This is a genomic window from Mesorhizobium sp. 131-2-1, assembly GCF_016756535.1.
In the GTDB taxonomy this organism is placed as follows: Bacteria; Pseudomonadota; Alphaproteobacteria; order Rhizobiales; family Rhizobiaceae; genus Mesorhizobium.
This window is the reverse complement of sequence record NZ_AP023247.1, coordinates 2,519,980-2,544,845: the sequence shown is the minus strand read 5'-3', so window position 1 is coordinate 2,544,845 and position 24,866 is coordinate 2,519,980. Positions and strand designations below refer to the sequence as shown.

General features: G+C 66.1%; 14 protein-coding genes. 5 read left to right on the top strand and 9 right to left on the bottom strand.

Annotated features, from left to right (window positions below):
* Nucleotides 1–3: 3 nt before the first annotated feature.
* The 3 genes from JG743_RS12295 to JG743_RS12285 are packed head-to-tail and all read right to left on the bottom strand — an operon-like array spanning nt 4 to nt 2,727.
* Entirely contained in the window at nt 4–1,014 is a 1,011-nt protein-coding gene (locus tag JG743_RS12295; RefSeq protein ID WP_202300445.1) for a succinylglutamate desuccinylase/aspartoacylase family protein, read from the bottom strand.
* 9 nt (nt 1,015–1,023) lie between these two features.
* Nucleotides 1,024–1,368, bottom strand: a complete 345-nt coding sequence (locus tag JG743_RS12290; protein WP_202300444.1) for a RidA family protein — start codon at nt 1,366–1,368, stop codon at nt 1,024–1,026.
* Nucleotides 1,369–1,404: 36 nt separating this feature from the next.
* Complete coding sequence (locus JG743_RS12285) at nt 1,405–2,727, bottom strand: alanine racemase (protein WP_202300443.1); 1,323 nt, start codon at nt 2,725–2,727, stop codon at nt 1,405–1,407.
* A 65-nt stretch (nt 2,728–2,792) separates the two neighbouring features.
* Here JG743_RS12285 and JG743_RS12280 point away from each other — a divergent pair, with 65 nt between their 5' ends.
* Nucleotides 2,793–3,734: an amidohydrolase family protein gene (locus JG743_RS12280; protein ID WP_202300442.1), complete on the top strand. Its 942-nt coding sequence runs from the start codon at nt 2,793–2,795 to the stop codon at nt 3,732–3,734.
* Here the strand turns inward: JG743_RS12280 and JG743_RS12275 are convergent.
* Genes JG743_RS12275 through JG743_RS12260 form a run of 4 tightly spaced genes read right to left on the bottom strand, consistent with a single transcriptional unit; the run spans nt 3,708 to nt 8,214 of the window.
* Nucleotides 3,708–4,679: an ABC transporter permease gene (locus tag JG743_RS12275; RefSeq protein ID WP_202300441.1), complete on the bottom strand. Its 972-nt coding sequence runs from the start codon at nt 4,677–4,679 to the stop codon at nt 3,708–3,710. The genes JG743_RS12280 and JG743_RS12275 overlap by 27 nt on opposite strands.
* A complete protein-coding gene (locus JG743_RS12270) occupies nt 4,676–5,638 on the bottom strand; it encodes an ABC transporter permease (protein WP_202300440.1) in 963 nt (320 codons plus the stop codon). Before JG743_RS12270 ends, JG743_RS12275 begins: the two co-directional genes overlap by 4 nt.
* Nucleotides 5,635–7,143: a sugar ABC transporter ATP-binding protein gene (locus tag JG743_RS12265; protein WP_202300439.1), complete on the bottom strand. Its 1,509-nt coding sequence runs from the start codon at nt 7,141–7,143 to the stop codon at nt 5,635–5,637. The genes JG743_RS12270 and JG743_RS12265 overlap by 4 nt, the downstream gene beginning before the upstream one ends.
* A gap of 18 nt (nt 7,144–7,161) precedes the next feature.
* Nucleotides 7,162–8,214 carry an ABC transporter substrate-binding protein gene (locus JG743_RS12260; RefSeq protein ID WP_202300438.1) on the bottom strand — a complete coding sequence of 351 codons (1,053 nt, stop codon included), beginning with the start codon at nt 8,212–8,214 and terminating at the stop codon, nt 7,162–7,164.
* Between the two features lie 236 nt (nt 8,215–8,450).
* On the opposite strand from JG743_RS12260, the gene JG743_RS12255 reads away from it, so the two are divergent.
* The 4 genes from JG743_RS12255 to JG743_RS12240 all read left to right on the top strand — a co-directional run bounded on the left by JG743_RS12255 (nt 8,451) and on the right by JG743_RS12240 (nt 19,953).
* Nucleotides 8,451–9,248, top strand: coding sequence for an IclR family transcriptional regulator (locus tag JG743_RS12255; RefSeq protein ID WP_244673126.1), 798 nt, complete (start codon nt 8,451–8,453; stop codon nt 9,246–9,248).
* Nucleotides 9,249–9,925: 677 nt separating this feature from the next.
* Nucleotides 9,926–16,714 (top strand): beta strand repeat-containing protein, encoded by a 6,789-nt coding sequence (locus tag JG743_RS12250; RefSeq protein ID WP_202300437.1) that lies wholly within the window; start codon nt 9,926–9,928, stop codon nt 16,712–16,714.
* 187 nt (nt 16,715–16,901) lie between these two features.
* The gene (locus JG743_RS12245; RefSeq protein ID WP_202302597.1) at nt 16,902–18,596 is read left to right on the top strand and encodes a type I secretion system permease/ATPase; all 1,695 of its coding nucleotides are present in this window, start codon (nt 16,902–16,904) and stop codon (nt 18,594–18,596) included.
* A 19-nt stretch (nt 18,597–18,615) separates the two neighbouring features.
* Complete coding sequence (locus tag JG743_RS12240) at nt 18,616–19,953, top strand: HlyD family type I secretion periplasmic adaptor subunit (RefSeq protein ID WP_202300436.1); 1,338 nt, start codon at nt 18,616–18,618, stop codon at nt 19,951–19,953.
* A 12-nt stretch (nt 19,954–19,965) separates the two neighbouring features.
* On the opposite strand, the gene JG743_RS12235 is transcribed toward JG743_RS12240, so the two are convergent.
* Nucleotides 19,966–21,459 (bottom strand): aldehyde dehydrogenase family protein, encoded by a 1,494-nt coding sequence (locus tag JG743_RS12235; protein WP_202300435.1) that lies wholly within the window; start codon nt 21,457–21,459, stop codon nt 19,966–19,968.
* 248 nt (nt 21,460–21,707) lie between these two features.
* Nucleotides 21,708–24,539, bottom strand: a complete 2,832-nt coding sequence (gene tssH, locus JG743_RS12230; protein WP_202300434.1) for a type VI secretion system ATPase TssH — start codon at nt 24,537–24,539, stop codon at nt 21,708–21,710.
* Nucleotides 24,540–24,866: the final 327 nt, after the last annotated feature.

The window sequence follows — 24,866 nt, the reverse complement described above, 5'->3', positions numbered from 1 at the left end:
GTCTCAGTTGTCCACCGGCTCGGCGACTTGCATCAAGCAATCGCCTGCCTCGCACATCGTGTGCAGCCGGCGCGACAACACGATGCCGCTTTCGGCGAAATGCAGGGCTTCCTCGGTGAGATCGAGCCGTTCGAGGTCGTGATACCAGCCGGCAAGCTGTCCGGCGCTGACATTGTCGCCAAGCTTGACCGCCGGCTCGAACCAGCCGCGCCGCGTGGCATAGATGCCCTGGCTGTGGCGGGAGAGCGAAAGCAGGCGCGTCGGCGTCGCCGGTTCGGCCTCCGGGGCCAGAACGGGCGCCTCGACCAAGCCCAGCGCCACCATCAGCCTGTCGAGCGCGCGGGCGGTGAGCGCCATGGAATCCACCGTCGCCGTGCCGCCACCGCCGAACTCGCCGCTGACGCCGATCGCGCCGGCCCGCCGGGCGGCACCCATCGAGGTCGGCGACGCCGGGCCGTTGTCGGCGATGAAGCCATAGGGCATGCCGAGCGTGCGCATCAGCTCGACGCCGCGCCGGTGGCGCTCCGGGTCGGTATTGCGCTCGACCAGCGCCGTCGGCAGATGTTCCATCGAGGTGCCGCCGGAATGGATGTCGAAGACGACGTCGTGACGGGCAAACAGTTCCGTCTCGAGGAAATTCGCGAGCCGGCTGGTCGGCGTGCCGGAAGGGTCGCCCGGAAAGGCGCGATTGAGGTTGCCGCCGTCGAGCGGCGAGCAGCGCTTGGCGGCCATCACCGCCGGCGCATTGGCCATCGGCAGGATGGTGACGCGGCCCCTGATCCGCTTGGGATCGAGCCGGCGCACCAGCTTTGCCAGCGACAGCTCGCCCTCATATTCGTCGCCATGATTGCCGGCCATCAGAAGCAGCGACGGGCCCTCGCCGTTGCGGATCAGGCAGATCGGCACCTTGACCTGGAAATAGGGCGAGCGGTCGATCGAGAACGGAATGCTCAGATGCCCTGGTGTCTTGCCGTCGCGGTCGAAATCGAGCGTGTGGACGAGGCCGGTGTGCATGGCTCCCCCTTAGACGGCAGCGACCGCCGTAACCTCGATGCGCAGGTCCGGATCGGCCAGGCGCGCCTCGACGCAAGCGCGGGCCGGCAGCCGTGCCGGGTCGACCCAAGCATCGTAGATCCTGTTCATGGCATCGAAGTCGCCGATCTGCGGCAGGAAGATGTTGACCGCCACGAGCTTCGACTTGCTGCTGCCGGCCTCGACGAGCAGCGACTCGACCTTGGCCAGCACGTCGCTCGTCTGCGCCTCGATGCCGGCCTTGCGGTCGTTGGCGACCTGTCCCGCTATGTGCACCATGCCGCCATAGACGACCGCCTGCGACATGCGGGAGCCGGACTGGAAGTACTTGATCATATCGGATCCTTTCGAAGTTCTATTCTGAGGCTCAGGTCAGCCGAAATAGGTGGGGAAGGCGTGCGCCACATGCCCGCTTTCGTCGACGCCGAAGATGACGCGGTAGCGGTCGAGGCAAGTACAAGGGTGCGAGATGCCAAACTCCACGACATCGCCGACGGCGATGTCCTCGCCCGGCTGAAGCGACAGGAAGGCGTGCTGGTCGTTGAGCTTGATGACCTCGGCTCTCGGCGGCGCCGCAAGCGGCTCGCCGGCGCGATAGACCGTCAAGGGCTTCGGGAAACCCTGGTCGAACGAGACGTCGCGCATCCCCATGCCGCAGATGGCGAGGCCGGGTTCCGGCCGCGACAGCACCTCGGCCCAGATGCGCAGCGCCGGGCGGAACGAGCGCTGCGCCGAAACGCTGGCGCCATCGACGGTAAAACCGTTGCGGGCATCGACCGCCCCCAATGATCGGTCGTAGACGCCATGATCGTGGAAGAAGATGGCGCCGCTGCGTAGCACCAGCCTCGCATTGCCGTCCTTGGCGACAATGGGCGAAAGCGCCGCGACCACCTTGTCGAAGAAGACCGAACCGCCGGCCGTCGCGATCAATGGCGCAGCGCCGCCGACGCGGGCGCGGAGCCTGAGGAGCATGTCGCCGACATTCGCCAGCAGCGCCGACACGACCTCGTCGGTACGCACCGGATCGGGCTGCGCGGCAGCCCCCTCATAAGTCGCGACACCGGCAATCAGCAGCCGTCCGCCGGTCGCTACGATCGCATCGGCGATCGCCTCGGCCTCGCCAGTCGTTCTAGCGCCCGCCCTCGCCGCGCCGAGCTCGACCAGCAGGCGCAACGGAGCAAGCGCCGCATTGGCGCGCCAGGCCTGCGCCAGTGCGTTCACGGTGGCGACCGAGTCGGCAAAAACATGAAGCTCGGCGTCCGGCCAGGCGCCGGCGAGCGCCGCGAGCCGGTTCGCACCGCCCGCGCCGCCGACCTCGTTGGCGATGATCAGCCGCCTCAACCCGGCCTTCAGCATCACCGTGGCCTGCCTGATGTCGGCGACCGTCGTGCCCCACGCGCCGGCCTCGACCAGCGAACGGGCGAGGTCCGGCGCCATCGGCGTCTTGGCGTGCGGCGCGATCTCTGCGCCATGCTCGCGGACATAGCGCAGGAAGAGTTCGCGATTGGAGGCGAAAGCAGCCTCGTCGAGCGTCAGCAGCGGCAGCGACATGCTGCCGTCGGCCGGATGCCAGCCCTGCTGTCCGACCAGGCTGCTGTCCAGGCCGGAGGTGCCGGGCGGCACGCCGCGGATGCGGTCATCGAGCAGAAAAATTTCATGCGCGACAAGCGGCGAAGCCGGTGCCTTTTCACTCATCCGATGCTACCCCTTGCGCCGTTCCAGACCGATTGCCGGTGCCGGTCACCGTTTGAGAGAAGCGCATGCCAAACCTCTACTCCGGACCGATCATCGACGCCCATCATCATCTCTGGGATCTTGGCCTCGGCCGGCATCCCTGGCTGACGCCCACGGCCGGCGAGCGCGGCGGCCTGGGCGAGCTTGGCCCGCTGCGCCGCAACTATCTGCCGCACGACTATGCGCGCGATGCCGGCAGGCACGATGTCGTCGCCAGTGTCCATGTCGAAGCCGGCTGGGCCGCCGACGACTGCATCGGCGAGACGCGCTGGCTGGAGACGCTGGACAAGTCGAGACGCGTCGCCGCCCGCTACGTCGTGCACGTGCCGCTTGCCGGCCCTGAGGCCCAGGCGCTGATCGAGGCGCATGCCGCCTTCGACCGCGTCGTCGGTGTGCGCGACATATTGAGCTGGGATCCCGACCCGGCGCGCCGCTTTGCCGCGCGCGATGGCATCATGGACGATCCGGCATGGCGCTCCGGACTGAAGCTGCTGGCGCGCCACGGGCTCTCTTTCGACCTGATGGTGTTCCCACGCCAGTTGGCTGACGCCGCTCGCCTCGCCGCGGCCTTTCCGGACCAGCAATTCGTCCTCAACCATTGCGGCAGCCCGATCGACCGTGACGCGGACGGCATGCGCGGGTGGCACGACGCCTTGCGGCTTCTGGCGCAGCGCGACAACGTCGCCATCAAGATATCCGACCTTGTCGCCTACGATCATGACTGGACGCTCGACAGCCTGCGGCCGGTCGTCCTGCACTGCATCGACTGTTTCGGCACCGAGCGCGCCATGTTCGGCTCCGACTTCCCCGTCGCCGGCCTGCACGCCTCGTTCGATGAGGTATATAACAGCTTCAAGGCCATAGCTTCTGGCCTTTCCGCGGACGAGCAGACGGCGCTGTTCTTCGGCAACGCCAAGCGCATCTACCGGCTGGACGAATTGTCATCGGCGGGCCTGCTCCCGGCCTGAGAGAAGCAGCAGGCCGAGGATCAGCGAACCGAACAGGATGCTGCGCCAGCCGGGCGATGCGTTGACCACGGTGATCAGCGCGGTGATGGTCACCAAGAGGATCGCCCCGGGAATGGTGCCGGCATAGGTGCCGAGCCCGCCGAGAATGGACGTACCGCCGAGCACCACCGCCGCGATCGAGGCCAGCAGGTACGGATCGCCGATCCCGACATAGCCCTGTCCGTTCATGCCAAGCACAAGCACGCCCGCGAGGCCTGCCGTGAAGCCGCTGATGCCATAGACGGCGAGCGTCGTCGACGTCATCGGCACCCCCGACAAGGAAGCCGCAAGCGGATTGGCGCCCATGGCGAAGATGCGCGCGCCGAAGGGTGTCGCGTGCATGACCGTCAGCACGATCGCGGAAACGACCACCCACAGGATGATGCCCGCCGGAATACCTGCCGGGCGCGCATTGCCGAGCCAATGGACCAGCGGATTTTCGGCGGTGACGGCGCTGCCGCCGGCGATGATGATCAGCAGGCCCTGCAGGAAAGTCGCCATGGCCAGTGTCATGATCATCGGGTGGACGCGCAGCAGCGCCACGCCGAGTCCGTTGACCAGGCCGATGACCGTGGTTAGTGCAAGCACGGCGAGGACAGGCGCAAGCCCGGTCGGATCGGCCTGCCATGACAAGAGCGGCAGGCTGATGGCGCTGACGGTGACGATCGCGGCGACCGAGAGGTCGATGCCGCCGGCGATCACGACGAAAGTCTGGCCCGCCGCGACCAGGCCGATGACGGCGCCGAGTTCGACCAGATAGCGCAAATGGCCATAGGCGCCGAAGCCCCGCGACGCGAAGCTCGCCCCGATCCAGACCGCCGCGACGATGGCGACGGTGAGAAAGGGCCGGCTCTTCAGGATCGCCACGGCGCGCTTGCCGCCCGCGCTGTCGTTCCAAGCTGTCATGGCTGCACCTTGCGGAATTGCGGGATGGCGACGGCGCCGATGATGATCAACCCTTGCGCGACATACTGCGCCACCGGCGTGAAGCCGAGGAAGAACATGACGCTGATCATCAGGCTGAGCAGCAGGCTGCCGGCCAGCGCGCCGCGCATCGTGCCCTGCCCGCCGAGGAAACCGATGCCGCCGAGCACGGCCGCGGCGATGGAGTTGAGCGTGAAGGCGTTGCCGATCACCGGATCGCCCGAGCCCGTCTGCGCGGCGACGAACAGGCCGGCGCTGGTCGAGAGCAGGCCGCTGATCGCATAGGCGGCGACCCGGGCCATATCGACCGGCACGCCGGAACGGTAAGCGCCGACCGGGTTCTCGCCGGCGGCGTAGAGGCTCAATCCCAGCGGGGTCGCCAGATAGAGTTTCCACAGCAGGACGATCCCCAACAGAAGCACGAAGGCCGCTGGCGTGTCGCCGGCCAGCAGGTCGGACAGCCACTCCGGAATGGAGCCGCCCGGTCGCGGCAGGATCAGCAACGCGGCGCCTCCGATGATGAAGGAGCCGGCGAGCGTGACCACGATCGCTGGCAGGCGAAGCCGCACCACGATGAAGCCGGTCACCGCTCCGATGCCAAGCCCGGCCAGCGCCACCGCGGCGGCGCCGCCGGCGACGCCAAGCGGTCCCGCCATGGTGGTCGCGGCAATGACCGCGCCGAGGCTGACGGCGGCGCCGATCGCCAGGCTGATGCCGCCCGTAAGCATGAGGATCGCCTGCGCCATTGCCACCAGCGCCAGCGGAAACCAGCTCTGGGTGAACTTGGCGAAGCCGGAGGCCGTGAACAGGCCGGGAAACAGCACTCCATAGGCAATGAGGAATGCGAGCACGACGACGAACAGGCTGCGCACGCCGATGTTGCGGCGCGCTTGCACGGGCCAATAGAGCGCGGCAGGTCTTGCGGAGGAAGAAATGCTCATGCCGCGACCTTCTGCTTCTCGGCGCCCATCGCCGCCGACACGATGGCTTCCTCGCTCAGCGCCACGCGATCGAGCATGGCGGCGATGCGGCCTTCCCGCACCACCACGACGCGGTCGCACAGATGCACCAGCTCCGGCGTGTCGGAGCTGAGCAGCACGACGGCCTTGCCGGCGGCGGCGAAGGCGCGCAGCATCAGATAGATCTCGCGCTTGGTCTCGACATCGACGCCGCGCGTCGGGTCGTTGAGCAGAAGCACCAGCGGATCATGCGGCATCCACTTCGCCAGCGCGACCTTCTGCTGGTTGCCGCCGGACAGCGCCTGCGCCGGCCGTTCGAGATCGCCCTTGATGGCGAGCTGCGCTGCAAGGCCCTTTGCCGTCTTGCGCTCACCCTGGCGGCTGCGCAGCTTCAGCGCCGGCAGCCGCGCGAAGGCAGGCAGCATCATATTGGTGATGATCGGATGGATCAGATGCAGTCCCTCGCGCTTGCGGTCCGCCGGCACATAGGCGAGGCCCAACGCATTGGCCTTCGGCACGCCGCCGGGCAGGCCCGACGAGCCGTTGACGCTCGCCGAGGCCGTCCTTGCCGGAATGGCGCCGTAGAGGCCGAGCAACAGATCCTCCTGCCCCTGCCCGACCAGGCCGCCAATGCCCAGCACCTCGCCAGGCCTGACGTCGAGATCGACGTCGCGCATCAGGCCGGCCGAGAAGTTGCGGACCGAGATGGCCGTCGCCGTCGACGCGCAAGGCTGCCACTTGGGAAAAAGATCGCCGGGATCACGGCCGACCATCATCCGCACCAGGCCGGCGGCATCGGTTCCCGTGAGCGAGCGGTCCGCCGTGCAGGTGCCGTCCTTGAGCACGGTGACATGCTGGCAGAGCGCCATCACTTCGTTCAGCCGGTGCGAGATGTAGAGGATGGCGATGCCTTCCCGGCGCAGCCGCTCCAGCAGATCGGTCAGTATTTTCGTCTCCGTCGCCGACAGCGACGAGGTCGGTTCGTCGAGGATGAGCACGCGCGGCTGGCGGTAGAGCGCCTTGGCGATCTCCACCATCTGGCGGCGCCCGAGCGGCAGATGTCCGACGGGCGTCGACAGCGGCTCATGCAGCCCGACCAGGTCGCATGCCGCGCTGGCCCGGGCGGCGAGCTCATTGTAGTCGACCAGGCCAAATCGCTTCGGATAGGCGCCGAGGCCGATGTTCTCGGCGATCGACAGGCTTGCCGTCAGGCTGAGTTCCTGCTGCACGACGGCAATGCCGGCCTGCCGCGCCAGCGCCGGCGTCATCCGCGCCACCGCGCGCCCGTCGACCTCGATCGTACCGCCGTCCGGGCGCAGCGCCCCGGACAGCAGGTTGATCAGCGTCGACTTTCCGGCGCCGTTCTCGCCGAGCAGCGCATGCACGCGGCCCGGCTGGAGAGTGATCGAAACGTCGCGCAGGACGGGGTTGCCGAAGAACGCCTTCGACACTCCCCGCGCGGCAAGGAGCGGAGCCCTGGTTGTCAATGCTACAACCCTTCTGGCTTATTTCTGCGCCAGCAGCTTCTTGAACAGCTCCTCATCGTAGGGCGAATAGATGTAGCCGTCAGCCGGGAAATCCTTGGCCCGGGCGAGGTATTCGTCGATGTTGGAATTGTCGATCACCGGCAGCGGGATCTTGACGAAGGCTGGCACATCCTTGCCCTCAAGCGCCTGGACGGCGGTGTAAGTGGCGAAGGCGCCGAGCCAGTTCGGCTGCATGGTGGCCCAGCTCTTCAGGCCCTTTTCCTTCCACAGTTCGAGGAACTGCCGCGCGTTCTCGCCGGTGATCGGCACCTGGTCGCGGCCCTGCTTGTCGAGCGCCAGCACCGCGCCCGCCGATAGTGCGCCGCCGAGCGACAGGATGCCCTCGATCTCGGGATTGGCGAACAGCAGGCTGGTAACGGCTTCCTGCGCCGGCGCGACATTGTAGGGCGTGTTGGTCTCGGCCAGGATCTTCACGTCGGGGTGGGCCTTGAGCTCGGCATCGGCGCCCTTGCGGCGATCATCGCTGACCGAGACGCCGGCCGGGCCGTTGAGGATCAGGATCTTGCCCTTGCCGCCGATGGCGTCGATCAGGAACTTGGCGGCCTGGTCGCCCCACTGCGAGGAATCGGTGTTGACCTTGGCGGTCACCTGGTCGGTGTCGACGAGGCTGTCGAAATTGATGATTGCGATGCCCTTGGCGCAGGCATCGGCGATCACGCGCGCCGGCGCGGTCGAGGAACCGGCGATCAGGATGATGGCGTCGACATTGGAATCGATCATCGACTGGATCTGCTGGATCTGCACGTTGGCGTCGCCCTGGGCGTCGGTCACGACCAGCTTGTCGACCAGCCCCTGCTTCTTCAGCGCCTCGACCTCGGCCTCGATGGTGCCCTGCGTCTGCTTCATCCAGGTCGGCACCGAATAGATGTTGGCCCAGCCGATCGTGTACGGCGCCTTGCGGTCGCCCTTGATGCATTTGGCGGCGGCATTGGCCTGCGAGCCCACGCCCAAGGCCAGGACGAGACCGAGGCAAAGGGCGCTGGCGGATGCGAAAAACGACGATTTCATCATTACTGTTCCCCTTCAGTGGTTGTGTCCGGGCGTGCTGGGTCGGGACGACAAAACCCGCCGGTTTCCGCATCGCGGAACCGCCCGTTTTTTCGTCTGGACTTCTCTGTCCGGCTCGTTAATCTGTCCGATATTTCAGACATGGTGTCTGTATATCGGACAGACGGGATGCTAGACTGAGCCTTGACATCTTTCAAGCGTCTTGAGACGAGGACTGAAAATGATTTTGGGCGGCTGGAATGAGCGATAGCGCGACCGATCTGATCGAAGCGGGCGGCACGGCACCGCAAGGCGGCGAGCGCCGCCGCGGCATCGACCGCGTCATCATGCTGCTCGAGGCGCTGCTCAGGCACCGCGCGCCGGTGCGCGTCGGCGATCTCGCCAAGATGATCGGCGCGCCGCGCTCGACCACCTACGAGATCGTCAACAGCCTGCTCGAAGCCGAGATGCTCGAAAATGTCGGCACCGAGGGCTACGTCTATTTCGGCCGCTCGATGCACCTGTTCGGCTGGGCCTATTCGCATCACAACGCGCATTACCGGCGCATCCTCGAGACGCTGGACAGGATGGCCGCGGAAACCGGCGAGACCGTTCAGATGTGCGGCCTGCGCGGCAACAAATACGTCGTCCTCGATTGCCGGGATTCGCCCGGCCCCTTCCGCATTTCCAGTGATGTCGGTGTCGAGGTGCCGATTCCATGGACAGCGTCTGGACGGCTACTGGTCGGCCATATGAGCCAAGAAGAGCTTGGAGCCTTCATCCCGGCCGACGACTACAAGCTTCCCGACGGCCGCATCATCGCACCCGGCGAATTCTTCGCCGATGTCGAACTGGCGCGCCGGCAGGGCTTCAGCGAGACCGCCGCCCTGGCCGACCGCTTCACCTGGTGCATGGCCGCTCCGATCCGCGACGGTCATGGCGCCATCAACAAGACGCTGTGCTTCGTCCTGCCCGTCGACACGCCGGAAGCCCGCCGAAACGAATTGCTGGCCCTGCTGCGCGAACGCGCCAGCGGCCTGTCCCTGGCGGGAAGCTAGAACATTTCGAGGAAACCTGCCTGTCGGCCTTCCGTTCGGACGCCCTCGCCGATGCCGAAGGCTCCGCCGAGCGCTGGATTCTGGCGTTACGATCGCCTGCCGGATGCACCGGTGGCTCACCGACCTCGGCAAGCAACGCCGCCTGCACGGCTTCCCGACCAAATTCTTTCTTGGCCGCTCAGCGAAAAACCAGCGATTCCACTGTCTCCGCTCGAATAAGATGAGCGCTTTTGGCAGAATATTCAGGATGCGTTGGCTACCGCACGACTGTCCCGCGGCGCCGGAACGGACACGGCCGCGATATTAACTGTTTCGGCAAGCAGGATGTTGACGCCTCATCGCCAGCAGGGTTAATAATATCCTAATATAAGCGTCGAATGAAATAGCCCCCGACCGGCAACAACGGGTTAAGCGACGCTAAAGGGGCTAGGGGAAACGCAGCACGGCGGTCAGTACCGCCGCAGCCATCACCATTTGAGCCACAGCCCGCCCGTGACCGGGCCACGCATTGCGCTGGCCATCGCCGGGCGTCGTCACAGGGCCCTCGGGTGCGCTGACATAGTCGATATCTGCCGGGCTCTGCGCCGGACATGCAGCATTTTCGAAAAAGGCGGCTGGTCTTTCAATACGGCCGACAGGCGTTGGGGGCGTCTGTCGTTAAACACAAGGGGTGAGAAATGGCGACTCAGGTCACCGGTGCCGGCGGCACCACGACGTCTTTTTCCAATACACCGCAGGCGAAGGACGACACCTTCCTCTATTCGGAAGATGCCGCGAGCATCCTGATTCTGAATGTGCTGGCCAATGATCTGGGAGGCGCGGCCAAAACGCTCTACTCCATCGACGACTCCGTCAGTGCCTCGACTGCGACAAAGACATATGCCCCGGCGGAGCTGCTGACCAAGGACATCACATATACAACCGACAGCGCGGGAGCCACCGGAACCACCGACACAAGCTACTTGGGCGCCAAGATCTGGATAGCCAGCGATGGCACGATCCACTACAGCACGGCCAATATCGACGCGAAGTTGCAGGCGCTTGCTACCGGGGAGATCCTTGTCGACAAGGTGACCTACGCCATCCAGCTCGGCAACGGCACGCTGAGCTGGGCCACGGCCACCATCCAATTCACCGGCACCAACGACAAGCCGGACATCCATCTGGTCACGACGGACAGCGCCGCCGCCTCGCTGAACGAGACCAATGCGCCCCTGACCGCCAGCGGCACGCTGACGGTGAACGATGCCGATGTCTCCGACACGGTGAGCGCGACCGTGGACTCGGTGTCGCTCGGCGGCACCACGGGCGGCCTGAACAGCGCCGCCGTCATCAACATGCTGACGGTCTCGCCGGCCTCGCTGACGGCCGATGCGAGCGAGAACCACAATCTGAGCTGGTCGTTCAACTCGACGCCGCAGGCTTTCGACTTCCTGGCCGCCGGCGAGACGCTGACCCTCACCTACACCATCAAGGCCGACGACAACCATGGCGGCACCGACACCCAGACGGTGACGGTCACCATCACCGGCACCAACGATGCGCCGGACATCCATCTGGTGACGACAGACAGCGCCGCCGCTGGATTGAACGAGACCAATTCGCCCCTGTCGGCGAACGGCACCTTGACGGTGAACGATGCCGATCTCTCCGATACGGTGACCCCGAGCGTGACCTTGGTGTCGCCCGTCGGCCCCACCGGGGGCCTGAGCAATGCCACCTTGCTTGGCATGCTGACGGTCGCGCCGGGCCCACTTGCGGCCAATCCGACCGATAGCCACAATCTGAGCTGGTCGTTCAACTCGACGCCGCAGGCCTTCGACTTCCTGGCCGCCGGCGAGACACTGACGCTGACCTACACGGTCAAGGCCGACGACGGCCACACCGGCACCGACACCCAGACGGTGGCCATCACCATCACCGGCACCAACGACGCCCCCGACATCAGCGTCGGCGCCGCCGACAGCGCGGCGGCCGGCCTCAATGAGACCAACCTGCCGCTGAGCACCAGCGGCACGCTGACGGTCAACGACGCCGACCTCTCCGACACGGTGACGCCGACGGTGGACTCCGTGGCGCTGTCCGGCGTCACCGGCAGCCTGGCCCAGGCCGACGTCATCGGCATGCTGACGGTCTCGCCGCCCTCGATCGCCGCCAATCCGGGCGATGCCGGCAACCTCGGCTGGTCGTTCAACTCGACGCCGCAGGCCTTCGACTTCCTGGCCGCCGGCGAGACACTGACGCTGACCTACACGGTCAAGGCCGACGACGGCCACACCGGCACCGACACCCAGACGGTGGCCATCACCATCACCGGCACCAACGACGCCCCCGACATCAGCGTCGGCGCCGCCGACAGCGCGGCGGCCGGCCTCAATGAGACCAACCTGCCGCTGAGCACCAGCGGCACGCTGACGGTCAACGACGCCGACCTCTCCGACACGGTGACGCCGACGGTGGACTCCGTGGCGCTGTCCGGCGTCACCGGCAGCCTGGCCCAGGCCGACGTCATCGGCATGCTGACGGTCTCGCCGCCCTCGATCGCCGCCAATCCGGGCGATGCCGGCAACCTCGGCTGGTCGTTCAACTCGACGCCGCAGGCCTTCGACTTCCTGGCCGCCGGCGAGACACTGACGCTGACCTACACGGTCAAGGCCGACGACGGCCACACCGGCACCGACACCCAGACGGTGGCCATCACCATCACCGGCACCAACGACGCCCCCGACATCAGCGTCGGCGCCGCCGACAGCGCGGCGGCCGGCCTCAATGAGACCAACCTGCCGCTGAGCACCAGCGGCACGCTGACGGTCAACGACGCCGACCTCTCCGACACGGTGACGCCGACGGTGGACTCCGTGGCGCTGTCCGGCGTCACCGGCAGCCTGGCCCAGGCCGACGTCATCGGCATGCTGACGGTCTCGCCGCCCTCGATCGCCGCCAATCCGGGCGATGCCGGCAACCTCGGCTGGTCGTTCAACTCGACGCCGCAGGCCTTCGACTTCCTGGCCGCCGGCGAGACACTGACGCTGACCTACACGGTCAAGGCCGACGACGGCCACACCGGCACCGACACCCAGACGGTGGCCATCACCATCACCGGCACCAACGACGCCCCCGACATCAGCGTCGGCGCCGCCGACAGCGCGGCGGCCGGCCTCAATGAGACCAACCTGCCGCTGAGCACCAGCGGCACGCTGACGGTCAACGACGCCGACCTCTCCGACACGGTGACGCCGACGGTGGACTCCGTGGCGCTGTCCGGCGTCACCGGCAGCCTGGCCCAGGCCGACGTCATCGGCATGCTGACGGTCTCGCCGCCCTCGATCGCCGCCAATCCGGGCGATGCCGGCAACCTCGGCTGGTCGTTCAACTCGACGCCGCAGGCCTTCGACTTCCTGGCCGCCGGCGAGACACTGACGCTGACCTACACGGTCAAGGCCGACGACGGCCACACCGGCACCGACACCCAGACGGTGGCCATCACCATCACCGGCACCAACGACGCCCCCGACATCAGCGTCGGCGCCGCCGACAGCGCGGCGGCCGGCCTCAATGAGACCAACCTGCCGCTGAGCACCAGCGGCACGCTGACGGTCAACGACGCCGACCTCTCCGACACGGTGACGCCGACGGTGGACTCCGTGGCGCTGTCCGGCGTCACCGGCAGCCTGGCCCAGGCCGACGTCATCGGCATGCTGACGGTCTCGCCGCCCTCGATCGCCGCCAATCCGGGCGATGCCGGCAACCTCGGCTGGTCGTTCAACTCGACGCCGCAGGCCTTCGACTTCCTGGCCGCCGGCGAGACACTGACGCTGACCTACACGGTCAAGGCCGACGACGGCCACACCGGCACCGACACCCAGACGGTGGCCATCACCATCACCGGCACCAACGACGCCCCCGACATCAGCGTCGGCGCCGCCGACAGCGCGGCGGCCGGCCTCAATGAGACCAACCTGCCGCTGAGCACCAGCGGCACGCTGACGGTCAACGACGCCGACCTCTCCGACACGGTGACGCCGACGGTGGACTCCGTGGCGCTGTCCGGCGTCACCGGCAGCCTGGCCCAGGCCGACGTCATCGGCATGCTGACGGTCTCGCCGCCCTCGATCGCCGCCAATCCGGGCGATGCCGGCAACCTCGGCTGGTCGTTCAACTCGACGCCGCAGGCCTTCGACTTCCTGGCCGCCGGCGAGACACTGACGCTGACCTACACGGTCAAGGCCGACGACGGCCACACCGGCACCGACACCCAGACGGTGGCCATCACCATCACCGGCACCAACGACGCCCCCGACATCAGCGTCGGCGCCGCCGACAGCGCGGCGGCCGGCCTCAATGAGACCAACCTGCCGCTGAGCACCAGCGGCACGCTGACGGTCAACGACGCCGACCTCTCCGACACGGTGACGCCGACGGTGGACTCCGTGGCGCTGTCCGGCGTCACCGGCAGCCTGGCCCAGGCCGACGTCATCGGCATGCTGACGGTCTCGCCGCCCTCGATCGCCGCCAATCCGGGCGATGCCGGCAACCTCGGCTGGTCGTTCAACTCGACGCCGCAGGCCTTCGACTTCCTGGCCGCCGGCGAGACACTGACGCTCACCTACACGGTCAAGGCCGACGACGGCCACACCGGCACCGACACCCAGACGGTGGCCATCACCATCACCGGCACCAACGACGCGCCGGTGCTGGATCTTGATGCCAACAACTCGAGCCTGAAGACCGGGGCCGACTACCAGGCGACCTTCACCGAGAACGGTTCTGCGGTCGCGATTGCCGATACCGACGTCAGCATCAGCGACCTCGACAACACCAACGCCACGTCGGCCACGATCACGCTGACCAATGCGCAGGCCAGCGACCTCCTGGCCGTCAATGGCGGTCTGCCCGCCGGCATCACGGCGTCCAGCTACAACTCTGGCACCGGCGTGCTGACGCTCACTGGCTCGGCGACGCTTGCCGCCTACCAGACGGCGCTGCATCAGATCGTGTTCAGCAACTCGGGCGACAATCCGAGCACGACGGACCGCAGCATAACGGTCGTGGTGAACGACGGTTCGGCCAACAGCAACACGGCGACCTCGACCATCCACGTCACCGCGGTCAACGACGCGCCGGTGCTAGATCTCGATAGCGCGTCGGCAGGAACATCCACCAGCATCAACTATACGGTCGGATCCGCCGCCGCCGCCATCGCTCCTTCGGCAACTGTGACGGACGTGGACTCGCCCGACTTCAACGGTGGCTCGCTGACCGTTGCCTTTACGTCCAACGGCACATCAGCCGACCAGTTGACGATCCAGAACCAGGGCGTCGCAGCTGGCCAGATCGGCGTCAGCGGCAGCAACGTGACCTATGGCGGTACCATCATTGGAACGTTCAGTGGCGGCACCAACGGAACGAACCTGGTCGTCACCCTCAATGCCAATGCCACCCAGGCGGCGACGCAGGCACTTGCCGACCACATCCTCTATTCGAACGCGACCAGCGCCACCACGACCAAGACGGTCACCTATACGCTGGTGGACGGAGACGGAGGCACCGACACCGCCACGGCGACGGCGACGATCAGCGTGACCGGCGGAGGACAGGCTCCGGTTGTGGACCTCAATGGACCCGGCGCCGGAAACGACGCGACAGCCAGCTACCCTTCACAGACCACGCCTTCGTCCATAGCAGGATCAGCGACCATCTCGGATGCGGATTCCACGACGTTGACGTCATTGACGGCTACATTGACGAACCGGCCGGATGACGCAGTCGGCAACCCGAAAGAGTTCTTGTCCCTAACGCTAAGCGCAAGTTCTGCCGCGACAGCCGCTGGTCTGACGGTAAACTATGATACGTCTACGGGCGTCCTGTCAGTCAGTGGAGCGGCAACAGTCGCCACCTACCAAACCATTCTCCAGGGACTTCAATATGCAGACACCAAAACTGGATCACATGATCAGACACCGCGAGTTGTCAATGTCACAGTAAGTGACGGCACGAACGCCAGTGTTTCCCATTCCATCACCATAAGTGTAGCAAAGCCGGCCGGCATCGCAGGCGAGCCTATCAATCTGGCGTTGGCCGATCCCACCGGAAGCCACTTGCCAGTGTCGGTGACAGTCGCAGCGATTCCAGCTGGCTGGACCGTCGATGGCGCAACGCACAACAGCGACGGCACGTGGACAATTCAGACCAACGATGTGCATTCGCTGACGGTCACCACCCCAGCCGACTTCGCAGGGGCCATGGTGCTCGACATCTCAATGACCTGGACCAACGCCGACGGCACGACGGGAAGCGCCTCGGTCGCCGACAATGTCGAAGCCTATGCACCCGGCTCGCCGATCTTCGCCTGGTCGGGCGACGACGTGCTGACCGGCTCCAGCGGCAACGATCTCTTCGTCTTCTCGCAGCCGATCGGCAACGACACCGTGCACAGCTTCGACGCGGCCGCGGACCAGATCGACCTGATCGGCTATTCCGGCTTCCAGAGCTTCGCCGATGTCCAGGCGCATATGGCTGACGACGCCAACGGCAACGCGGTGATCGCGCTTGGCGACGGCCAGTCGATCATGCTTGACGGCGTCCACTCCAGCGCGCTCACCGACGGCAATTTCGTCTTCGACCAGACGCCGGTGGTCAACAATGCCGGAACCATGACGATCAGCGACGGCGCCTTGCTGCCGCTGAGCGGCACGATCAACAACTCCGGCCTCATCTCGCTCGACTCTACCGGCGGCGATACGCTCCTGCAGCTCATCCAGCACGGCATAACGCTGCAGGGCGGCGGACAGATCGTGCTCTCCGACAGTGTCGGGAACGTGATCTCCGGCACGGCCACCGATGTCACCCTGACCAATGTCGACAACACCATCTCCGGCGCCGGCCAGTTGGGAGGCGGCTCACTGTCGCTGAACAACCAGGGCACGATCGCTGCCACCGGGACCCAGGCGCTGGTCATCGACACGGGCGACAACGTCACCGTCAACTCCGGCACGTTGGAAGCGACGGGCTCGGGCGGCCTGATGATCACCGGCGCGCTCGCCAATTCCGGGCTGATCTGGGCCAATGGCGGCAATGTCACCATCGACGGCCAGGTCACCGGCAGCGGCAGCGCCACCATCGGCAACCTGTCACAGCTGGAGTTCGGCGAGGCCTCGTCCATCAACGTCACCTTCGCCACGGATGCCGCCGGTATCTTGCGGCTGGACGATTCCTTCGACTTCAGCGGCAAGATCGGCGGCATGACCAGCGACGACAAGATCGACCTCGGCGATATCTCGTTCGGCGCCGGAACGTCCGCCGCCTACCAGGTGGACCAGGACGGGAGCGGAGGGACGCTGACCGTCACCGACGGCACACACAACGCCACGCTCCATCTGCTTGGCGTCTACGATGCGAACAGCTTCGCCCTTGCCGACGACGGCGCCGGCAGGACGGTGGTTCACTTGAGCGACTTTGTCGTGTGAAACAAGCAGCTGAGCCGCGCGGACATGCGCGGCTCAGCTCATCTTGCCGTTATCTGATTCAGCTTACGAATTAAGGTTACGGCAGGAATAGGAAGGGGCCGCGTGGGCCGGCCGGTCGATCAGGAGTAGTATCGGTTTCGGGCACACAGTTGGACAGGGGGCGGTTCTCCGCTGGGGCATTTTGGGCATCGACAACAAATCGCAGATCGTGAAGGACGCGCTTCGGGCGTGCCGCCGCTATTTCCTGGTCGCGGCCGCCTTCAGCCTGGCGATCAATCTGCTCTACCTCGCCTCCCCGCTCTATATGTTGCAGATCTACGACCGGGTGGTCACCAGCGGCAGCCAGACCACGCTGGTTATGCTGACACTGGTGCTGCTGGCGGCCTTCCTCGCGCTGGCCGGCCTCGACCTTGTGCGCGCCTGGATCCTGACCCGCGCCAGCGCTCGCCTCGATCGGCTGCTTTCGGCCAGGATCCTGGCAGCGTCGGTCGAAACACCGTCGCAGGGCGCCTCGCAGAGCCAGCCGATCCGCGACTTCGACACGTTCCGCCAGGTCATCACCGGCAGCGGCATCCACGCACTGTTCGACCTGCCCTGGTCGCCGATCTACATCGCCATCATCTTCCTGCTGCACCCCTGGCTGGGCTTCTTCGCGCTCGGCTCCGCGGTTCTGCTCATCGCCATGGCGGTGATCAACGAATATCTGGTGCGCACGCCGCTGAAGCAGGCCAACGACATCGCGACAGCCAACTACAATTTCACCGAGATGAGCCTCCGGAATTCGGAAGTCGTTCGCGCCATGGGTATGATCGACGGCCTCATCCGCCGCTGGGGCCGCGACCGCAACCTTGCGCTCTTGCGCCAGGCGCAAGCCAGCGACCGCGCCGCGCTGATGTCTGGCCTGATCCGCTTCCTTCGCCTGACCATGCAGTCGCTCATCCTCGGCCTCGGCGCCTATCTGGTGATCGAGCGTCAGACCACAGCCGGCTCGATGTTCGCCGCCAGCCTCCTGCTCGGCCGCGGCCTGCAGCCGGTCGAGCAGATCGTCGGCCTGTGGCGCAGCCTGATCCTGGCGCGCGCCGCACTTGCGAGGGTTCGCAAGCTGGTCGATGGCGGCGGGCAAAACGAACGGTCTTTCAACCTGCCGAAGCCCACCGGCAGGATCTCGGTCGAGCAGGTGAGTTTCGCCATTCCGAACCAGCAGAAGGTGCTGCTGCGCGACGTGTCGTTCCGGCTCGAGGCGGGTGAGGCACTGGGCATCGTCGGCCCTTCAGGCGCCGGCAAGTCGACGCTGGCCAGGCACCTTGCCGGCATCATGCAGCCCAGCCGCGGCACGGTGAGGCTCGATGGGGCCGACATGTCGCACTGGGGCCGCGACGCGCTGGGCGACCACATCGGCTACCTGCCGCAGGATATCGAGCTTTTCGCCGACACGGTCGCCGCCAACATCGGCCGCTTCAAGACCAATGTGGACCAGGAGGTTATCGAGGCCGCGCGGCTCGCCGGCGTGCACGACATGATCATCCGCCTGCCGCAGGGCTACGAGACGCAGATCGGCGAAGGCGGTGCGGTGCTGTCGGGCGGCTATCGCCAGCGCATCGCCCTTGCCCGGGCGGTGTTCGGCACGCCGAACCTGATCATCCTCGACGAGCCTAGCTCCAACCTCGACGCCGACGGCGACCGCGCGCTCAGCGACTGCGCGATCGAGCTCAAGCGCCGCGGCAGCACAGTCATCATCGTCTCGCACCGCCCCTCGACGCTCGCCAATGTCGACAAGATCCTCTTGTTGCGCGATGGCGCCGTCGAAGCCTTCGGCATGAGGAACGAAATCGTGGCGCTGCTCAATCAGCGCCAGGCTCCAAGAGCGGTGGCAACCCAATGAGCGGTGAAGGGAGAGACGTTTGAGCGACAGCGCCCTCATCTATCGCAGCCTGCCCGGCGAAGCCGGCATCCCGGCCCCGGATTCGATCCGGGTGCCGGTCCTGATCGGCCTGTTGATCATCCTCGCCTTCTTCGGCGTCTTCGGCGGCTGGGCCGCCTTTGCCCCGCTGAACGGCGCCGTGCTCGCCGATGCGGTCGTCAAGGTGGAAGGCAACCGCAAGAGCCTCCAGCACTTCGACGGCGGAACGGTGAAGGAGATCCGCGTCAAGGACGGCGATATCGTCCAGAAGGGCCAGATCCTGCTGCTGCTCGACGACACCAGGCTGCGCTCCGAGTTCAATCTCTATGCCCAGCAATACGCGCTGTTGCGCGCCACCGATGCCAGGATCCGGGCCGAGCTGAACGGCAACCAGGAGGTCGCTTTCCCGAAGGATATCACAGGCGAGCACGAGACCTACCTCAAGGACGCGATGGCCAATCAGGTCGCCGATCTGGAAAGCCAGCGCGCGTCAATGGCTGGCGCCAGGCAGATCCTCGAGAAGCGGATTGCCGAGCTCGGCGAGCAGATCGAAGGCAAGCAGGCCCGCGTCGATTCCTATCGCGCCCAGTTGCAATCGACCGTCGACGAGAAGGCGAGCCTGTCGAAGCTGCTAAAGGCTGGACTGACGACCCGCCCGCGCATCCTCGAGCTCGAGCGCTCCGCCTCGGACCTGCAGGGCCTGATCGACGAGAACCTAGGCGCCATCGCCGGCAGCCGGCAAACCAAGGCGGAGCTCGAGAGCCAGATCGCCCAGTTGACCAACGAACGCCGGGCCAAGCTCTCGGCGATGCTGATCGACACCCAGTCCAGCCTTGCCGATCTCGTGCCAAAGATGTTCGCGGCCCAGGCCGCCATGGACCGCGCCGAGGTGCGCGCGCCTTATGACGGCCAGGTGATGGACCTCAGCGTCTTCTCGACCGGCGCGATCGTCTCTCCGGGCCAGACCATCCTCGATATCGTGCCGACTGAGAATTCGCTGATCGTCCAGGCGCAGGTCCGTGTCGAGGACATATCGAGCCTCAGATCCGACATGACGGCCGAAGTCCGCTTCACCTCCTACAAGCAGCGCTCGATACCGATCATCCACGGACACGTCACCCGCATTTCGGCTGACCGCATCACTGACAGCAAGACAGGCCTTCCCTACTATGTCGCCGACATCAGGGTCGATCCGGCCGAGCTGGCAGCCGCCCCTCAGATATCGCTCTATCCGGGCATGCCGGCCTCGGTGATGATCGTCACCGAGGAGCGCACCGCGCTCGACTACATCCTCGGCCCGCTGGTGACATCGTTCCATTCCGCCTTCCGGCAGAAATAGCCGCCCCGGCGCTCAGTCGGTCCTGATCCAGACGCCCTTGGTGTTCAGATATTCGTCGAGATGCTCGGTGCCGCCTTCGCGCCCGTAGCCGCTCATCTTGTAGCCGCCGAACGGCACCGCGGGGTCGATAGCGTGATAGGTGTTGACCCAGACAGAACCGGCGCGGAGCCGGTTGGCGAGCTGATGCGCCTTGCCGACATCGCGCGTGAACACGCCGGCGGCGAGCCCGTAGGGCGTATCGTTGCCGCGCCGCACAGCCTCGTCCAGCGTGTCGAACGGCAGCGCCGAGATGATCGGGCCGAAAATCTCCTCCCTGGCGATGCGCATGTCATCGGTCACCCCGGCAAACACGCCCGGCGTGATGAAGTTGCCCGAAGCAAGCACGCCTTCGGTGATGCGCGTGCCGCCGGTGACGAGCCTGGCGCCTTCGCGCGTACCGTCCGCGACAAAGCCGGTGACGCGCTCGAGCTGCCGGGGAGAGATCAGCGGCCCGATCTCGGTCGCGGGATCGGCGCCGTCGCCGATCCTGAGCGTTGCCGCATGGGCGGCGACCCGCTCGACGAACTCCTCGTAGATCGGCCGCTCGACGAACAGCCGCGAGCCGGCGATGCAGATCTGGCCGGAATTGGCGAAAACCGACATCGCCGCCACCGGCACGGCGCGCTCGATATCGGCGTCGGCGCAGACGATCACCGGCGACTTGCCGCCAAGCTCCAGCGAAACGCGCTTCATGTTGGAGGCCGAGGCGCGCAGGATGCTTTGGCCGGTCGCTGTCGAGCCGGTGAAGACCACCTTGTCGACATCCATATGGGCGGCCAGCGGCGCGCCGGCCTCGGCGCCGGTGCCGGTGACGACGTTGACGACGCCCTCCGGCACACCCGCTTCCAGCATGATCTCGGCGATCAGCAGCGGCGTCAGCGGCGCCTCTTCCGAGGGTTTCAGCACGATGGTGCAGCCGGTGGCGAGCGCCGGGCCGATTTTCCAGATCGAGGCGGCGGCGGGCGCGTTCCAGGGAATGATCGCGCCGACGACGCCGACCGGCTCCTTGCGGGTGTAGGAGACGATCTCGCCGGGCAGCGAGTTGCCGATCGTCTGCCCGTGAATGGAGGCGGCCATGCCGGCATAGAAGCGCAGCATGCCAAGCACGCGGTTCTTGTTGGCCCGCGTGCGCGTGATCGGCATGCCCATGTCGGTCGTATCGGAAAGCGCGATCTCTTCCCAATGGCGCTCCATCAGATCGGCGATCTTGAGCAGCAGAAGCTGGCGCTCGTACGGCTTGAACCGGCTCCATGGTCCCTCGAAGGCGCGGCGGGCGGCGGCGACGGCGAGGTCGATGTCCCCGGCGTCGGATCGCGGCACGGTGCCGATCACCACGCCTGTGGCGGGGTTGCGTGTCTCGAAGCTGCGGCCGCCCGCCGCGTCGCGCCACTTTCCATCGATCAGCATCTTGCGGTGCCGGCCGTCGATGGGAACGCGCAAGGATAGATCTTTCGCCGATGCCGTCATGCCGCAGACCCTTGTTCCTGAACCGCCCGGCCGAAAGCAAAGCCGCCGTTTCAGACCAGCATCGTCTATGTAGCGTGCCACGGGCGGGTGAAGGAAGACGCATGATGCTGCGCGGCGCCGTAGCCTACACGCCGCTGGTCATCCCGCCATCGCGATGGCGGGAGAGATTCGCGATCCGGTTGGGAGCCGCCGGCATTTGAAAATCCGAAGCTTCTCGTCCACCGCGCCGGCACGCCGCCACCACAGGCTTACTCGAACGAGTAGGTGAACCCTTCCGCGGACGCGCCGACGGTCACTTTCGTCATCTTCTCGCCTTCGAGCGAACGGTTCAGGACGCCGCGGCTCAGTTCCGGCAGCAGGGTGTTGGTGAGGATGGCGTCGATCATGCGCCCGCCGGATTCGATCTCGGTGCAGCGCGCCTTGACCAGATCCATGACGCCGTCGCCGATCACCAGCTCAGCATCATTGGTGGCCCGCAGCCGGCGCGCGATCTTGGCGAACTGGTGGCGGGTAATCGCCTCGATCATCGCATCCGAGAGCGGATAGTAGGGAATGGTCACCACCCGGCCGAGGAAGGCCGCGGGGAAAACCTTGAGCAACGGACTGCGCAAGGCGGTGTCGAGATCGTCGAGCCCGGCTCGCACCGTGCCGTTCCTGGTGCGGTCCATGATGACCTCGGAGCCAACATTCGAGGTGAGCAGGATCAGCGTGTTCTTGAAATCGATCCTCCGACCCTCGCTGTCGTCCATCATCCCCTTGTCGAAGACCTGGAAGAAAATCTCGTGCACATCAGGATGCGCCTTCTCGACCTCGTCGAGCAGGATCACCGAATAGGGCTTTCTGCGGACCGCCTCGGTCAGGATGCCGCCCTTGCCATAGCCGACATAGCCGGGCGGCGCGCCCTTCAGGGTCGAGACCGTATGCGCCTCCTGGAATTCGGACATGTTGATCGAGATGAGGTTCTGCTCGCCGCCATAGAGCGTTTCGGCCAATGCCAGCGCGGTCTCGGTCTTGCCGACGCCAGAAGGACCGCAGAGCAGGAAGACGCCGACCGGTTTTTCCGGCGCGCCGAGCCCGGCGCGGCTTGTCTGCACGCGTTTGGCAATCATTTCCATTGCATGATCCTGGCCGACCACGCGTTCTGACAAAGTGACGGCGAGCTTGAGCGCCTTCTCGGTCTGGCTGGACAGCATCCGCCCCGTCGGGATGCCGGTCCAGTCCTGCACCACGGCGGCGACGGCGTTGCGGTCGACCGATGGCAGGATCAACGGCGTCTCGCCTTGCGCGGCCGCGAGTTCCGCCATCAGTTCGCGCAGCCGCGCCAGATCGGCGGCGGCTTCATCCACCGGCTTGGCGGAAGCTGTTTCGGCCTTTGCGGCCTTGGCCCCTTTGGCTTTCGGGGCCTTGGCGTTCTTGGTCTCGGCAGCCTTGCCGTCGCCAGTCTTGCTCTCGGGAGCCTTTTGCTCGGGCGCCTTTGCCGCGCCGTCCTGGCTCTTCGTCTCTGCGGGCGCCTCTTCAGCCGCTGCCTCGTCGAGCGGCACACCCTCGCCGCGCAATTTTGCGCGCAGGTCGAGGATTTCGCTCACCAAAGCCCTCTCCCGGTCCCAGCGCGCCTGCGCCGCGGCCAGCGTTGTCTCGGTCTCAGTCAGCCCGGCTTCGACGCGGGCCTGCCGGTCCGCCACTTCGATGCCGATCGCCGCTTCCCGGCCGATGATGCCGCGTTCGACCTCCAGCGCCTGGCGGCGGCGTAGGATGTCCTCGACCTCGGCCGGCGTCGCATGCTGGGAGACGGCGACGCGGGCGCAGGCGGTGTCGAGAAGGCTGACCGCCTTGTCCGGCAATTGCCGCGCCGGAATGTAGCGATGCGACAAGGCAACCGCCGCCTCGATCGCCTCGTCCAGGATCTGCACCTTGTGGTGCTGCTCCAGCACGCCGGCGACGCCGCGCAGCATCAGGACGGCCACCGCTTCCGACGGCTCTTCGATCTTGACCACCTGGAAACGGCGGGTCAGCGCCGGATCCTTCTCGATATGCTGCTTGTATTCGGCCCAGGTCGTCGCCGCGATGGTGCGAAGCTCGCCCCGTGCCAGCGCCGGCTTCAAGAGATTGGCGGCATCGCCGGTTCCGGCGGCACCCCCGGCGCCGATCAGCGTGTGCGCCTCGTCGATGAACAAGATGATCGGCGTCTCGGAGGACTGGACCTCGTCGATGACCGCCTTCAGCCGCTTTTCGAACTCGCCCTTGACGCTGGCGCCCGCCTGCATCAGCCCGACGTCGAGCATGCGCACGCTGACATTCTGCAGCGTTGGCGGCACATCGCCCTGGGCAATGCGCAAGGCAAAGCCTTCGACCACCGCCGTCTTGCCGACGCCGGCCTCGCCGGTCAGGATCGGGTTGTTCTGCCGCCGCCGCATCAGTATGTCGACGATCTGCCGGATCTCCGGATCGCGACCGACCACCGGATCGATCTTGCCGTCGTGGGCGCGCTGCGTCAGGTCGGTGGCGTATTTCGCCAGCGCCGAGTCGCCGCCGGGGCCGCGTTTCATCGGCGTCTCGGCGGGCGCGGCGGCCGGTGGGGCACCGGCTTCGAGTGAGCCTTCGGTGGCGTCGGCAAAGCGCGCGACGACGCCGTCCGCATCGATCTTGTCGAACTCGCCGCTGATCTTCGACAGCAGGCCCTCCAGCACCGGCGTCTTCAGGCAGGCAAGGATGATGTGGCCGCTGCGAACTTCCTCCACGCCGAATTCCAGCGTTGCCAGGTTCCAGGCCTCCTGGATGGCGTGGAAGATATGGTCGGAGAATTCCTCGATCGACGTGGCGCCATAAGGCAGCTTGTCAATGGCACGGGTCATGTCGGCCGCCAGCCGGCTCCCATCAACCCCGGCTTCAGCAATGATCATCTGCACGTCCGAGCGGTCGGACAGCACCAGCTGCTGGATGAAGTGGACCAGCTCGACATAGGGATTGCCGCGCAGCTTGGCGGCGTCCGCCGCGGCCTTGAAGGCGCGCACACCGATGGGGTTGAGCTTGCCGACCAGTTCCTTGCGCTTGAAGCTCTGCGAAGACCGGCGCTGTTCCATCGAACCCGCTCCCGAAATCTGCCAACCGGTACCCTGCCATATAAGCGGCAACTTGACAAAGCATGTGATGGATATTCAGCGAAAATGTCCGATTCGGCCGGCGTTTCCGATTTCGGGAAAAATCCCGCATCCTCAAGCAAACAAACATGAATTTGCTCCCGGCTATGCGATGCATTTCACATACGGCGCCGTACAACCGCGCCACGGTCCGGCAACGCTTAACGGTCGCGTTTAGCATCTGTTAGTTTTTGAGCGGTCGCTGAATTGTGATAAAGTGACGCAGTGTGATAACCTTACGTCACGCAAGGTCTGAGGGCCGCTCGCTGG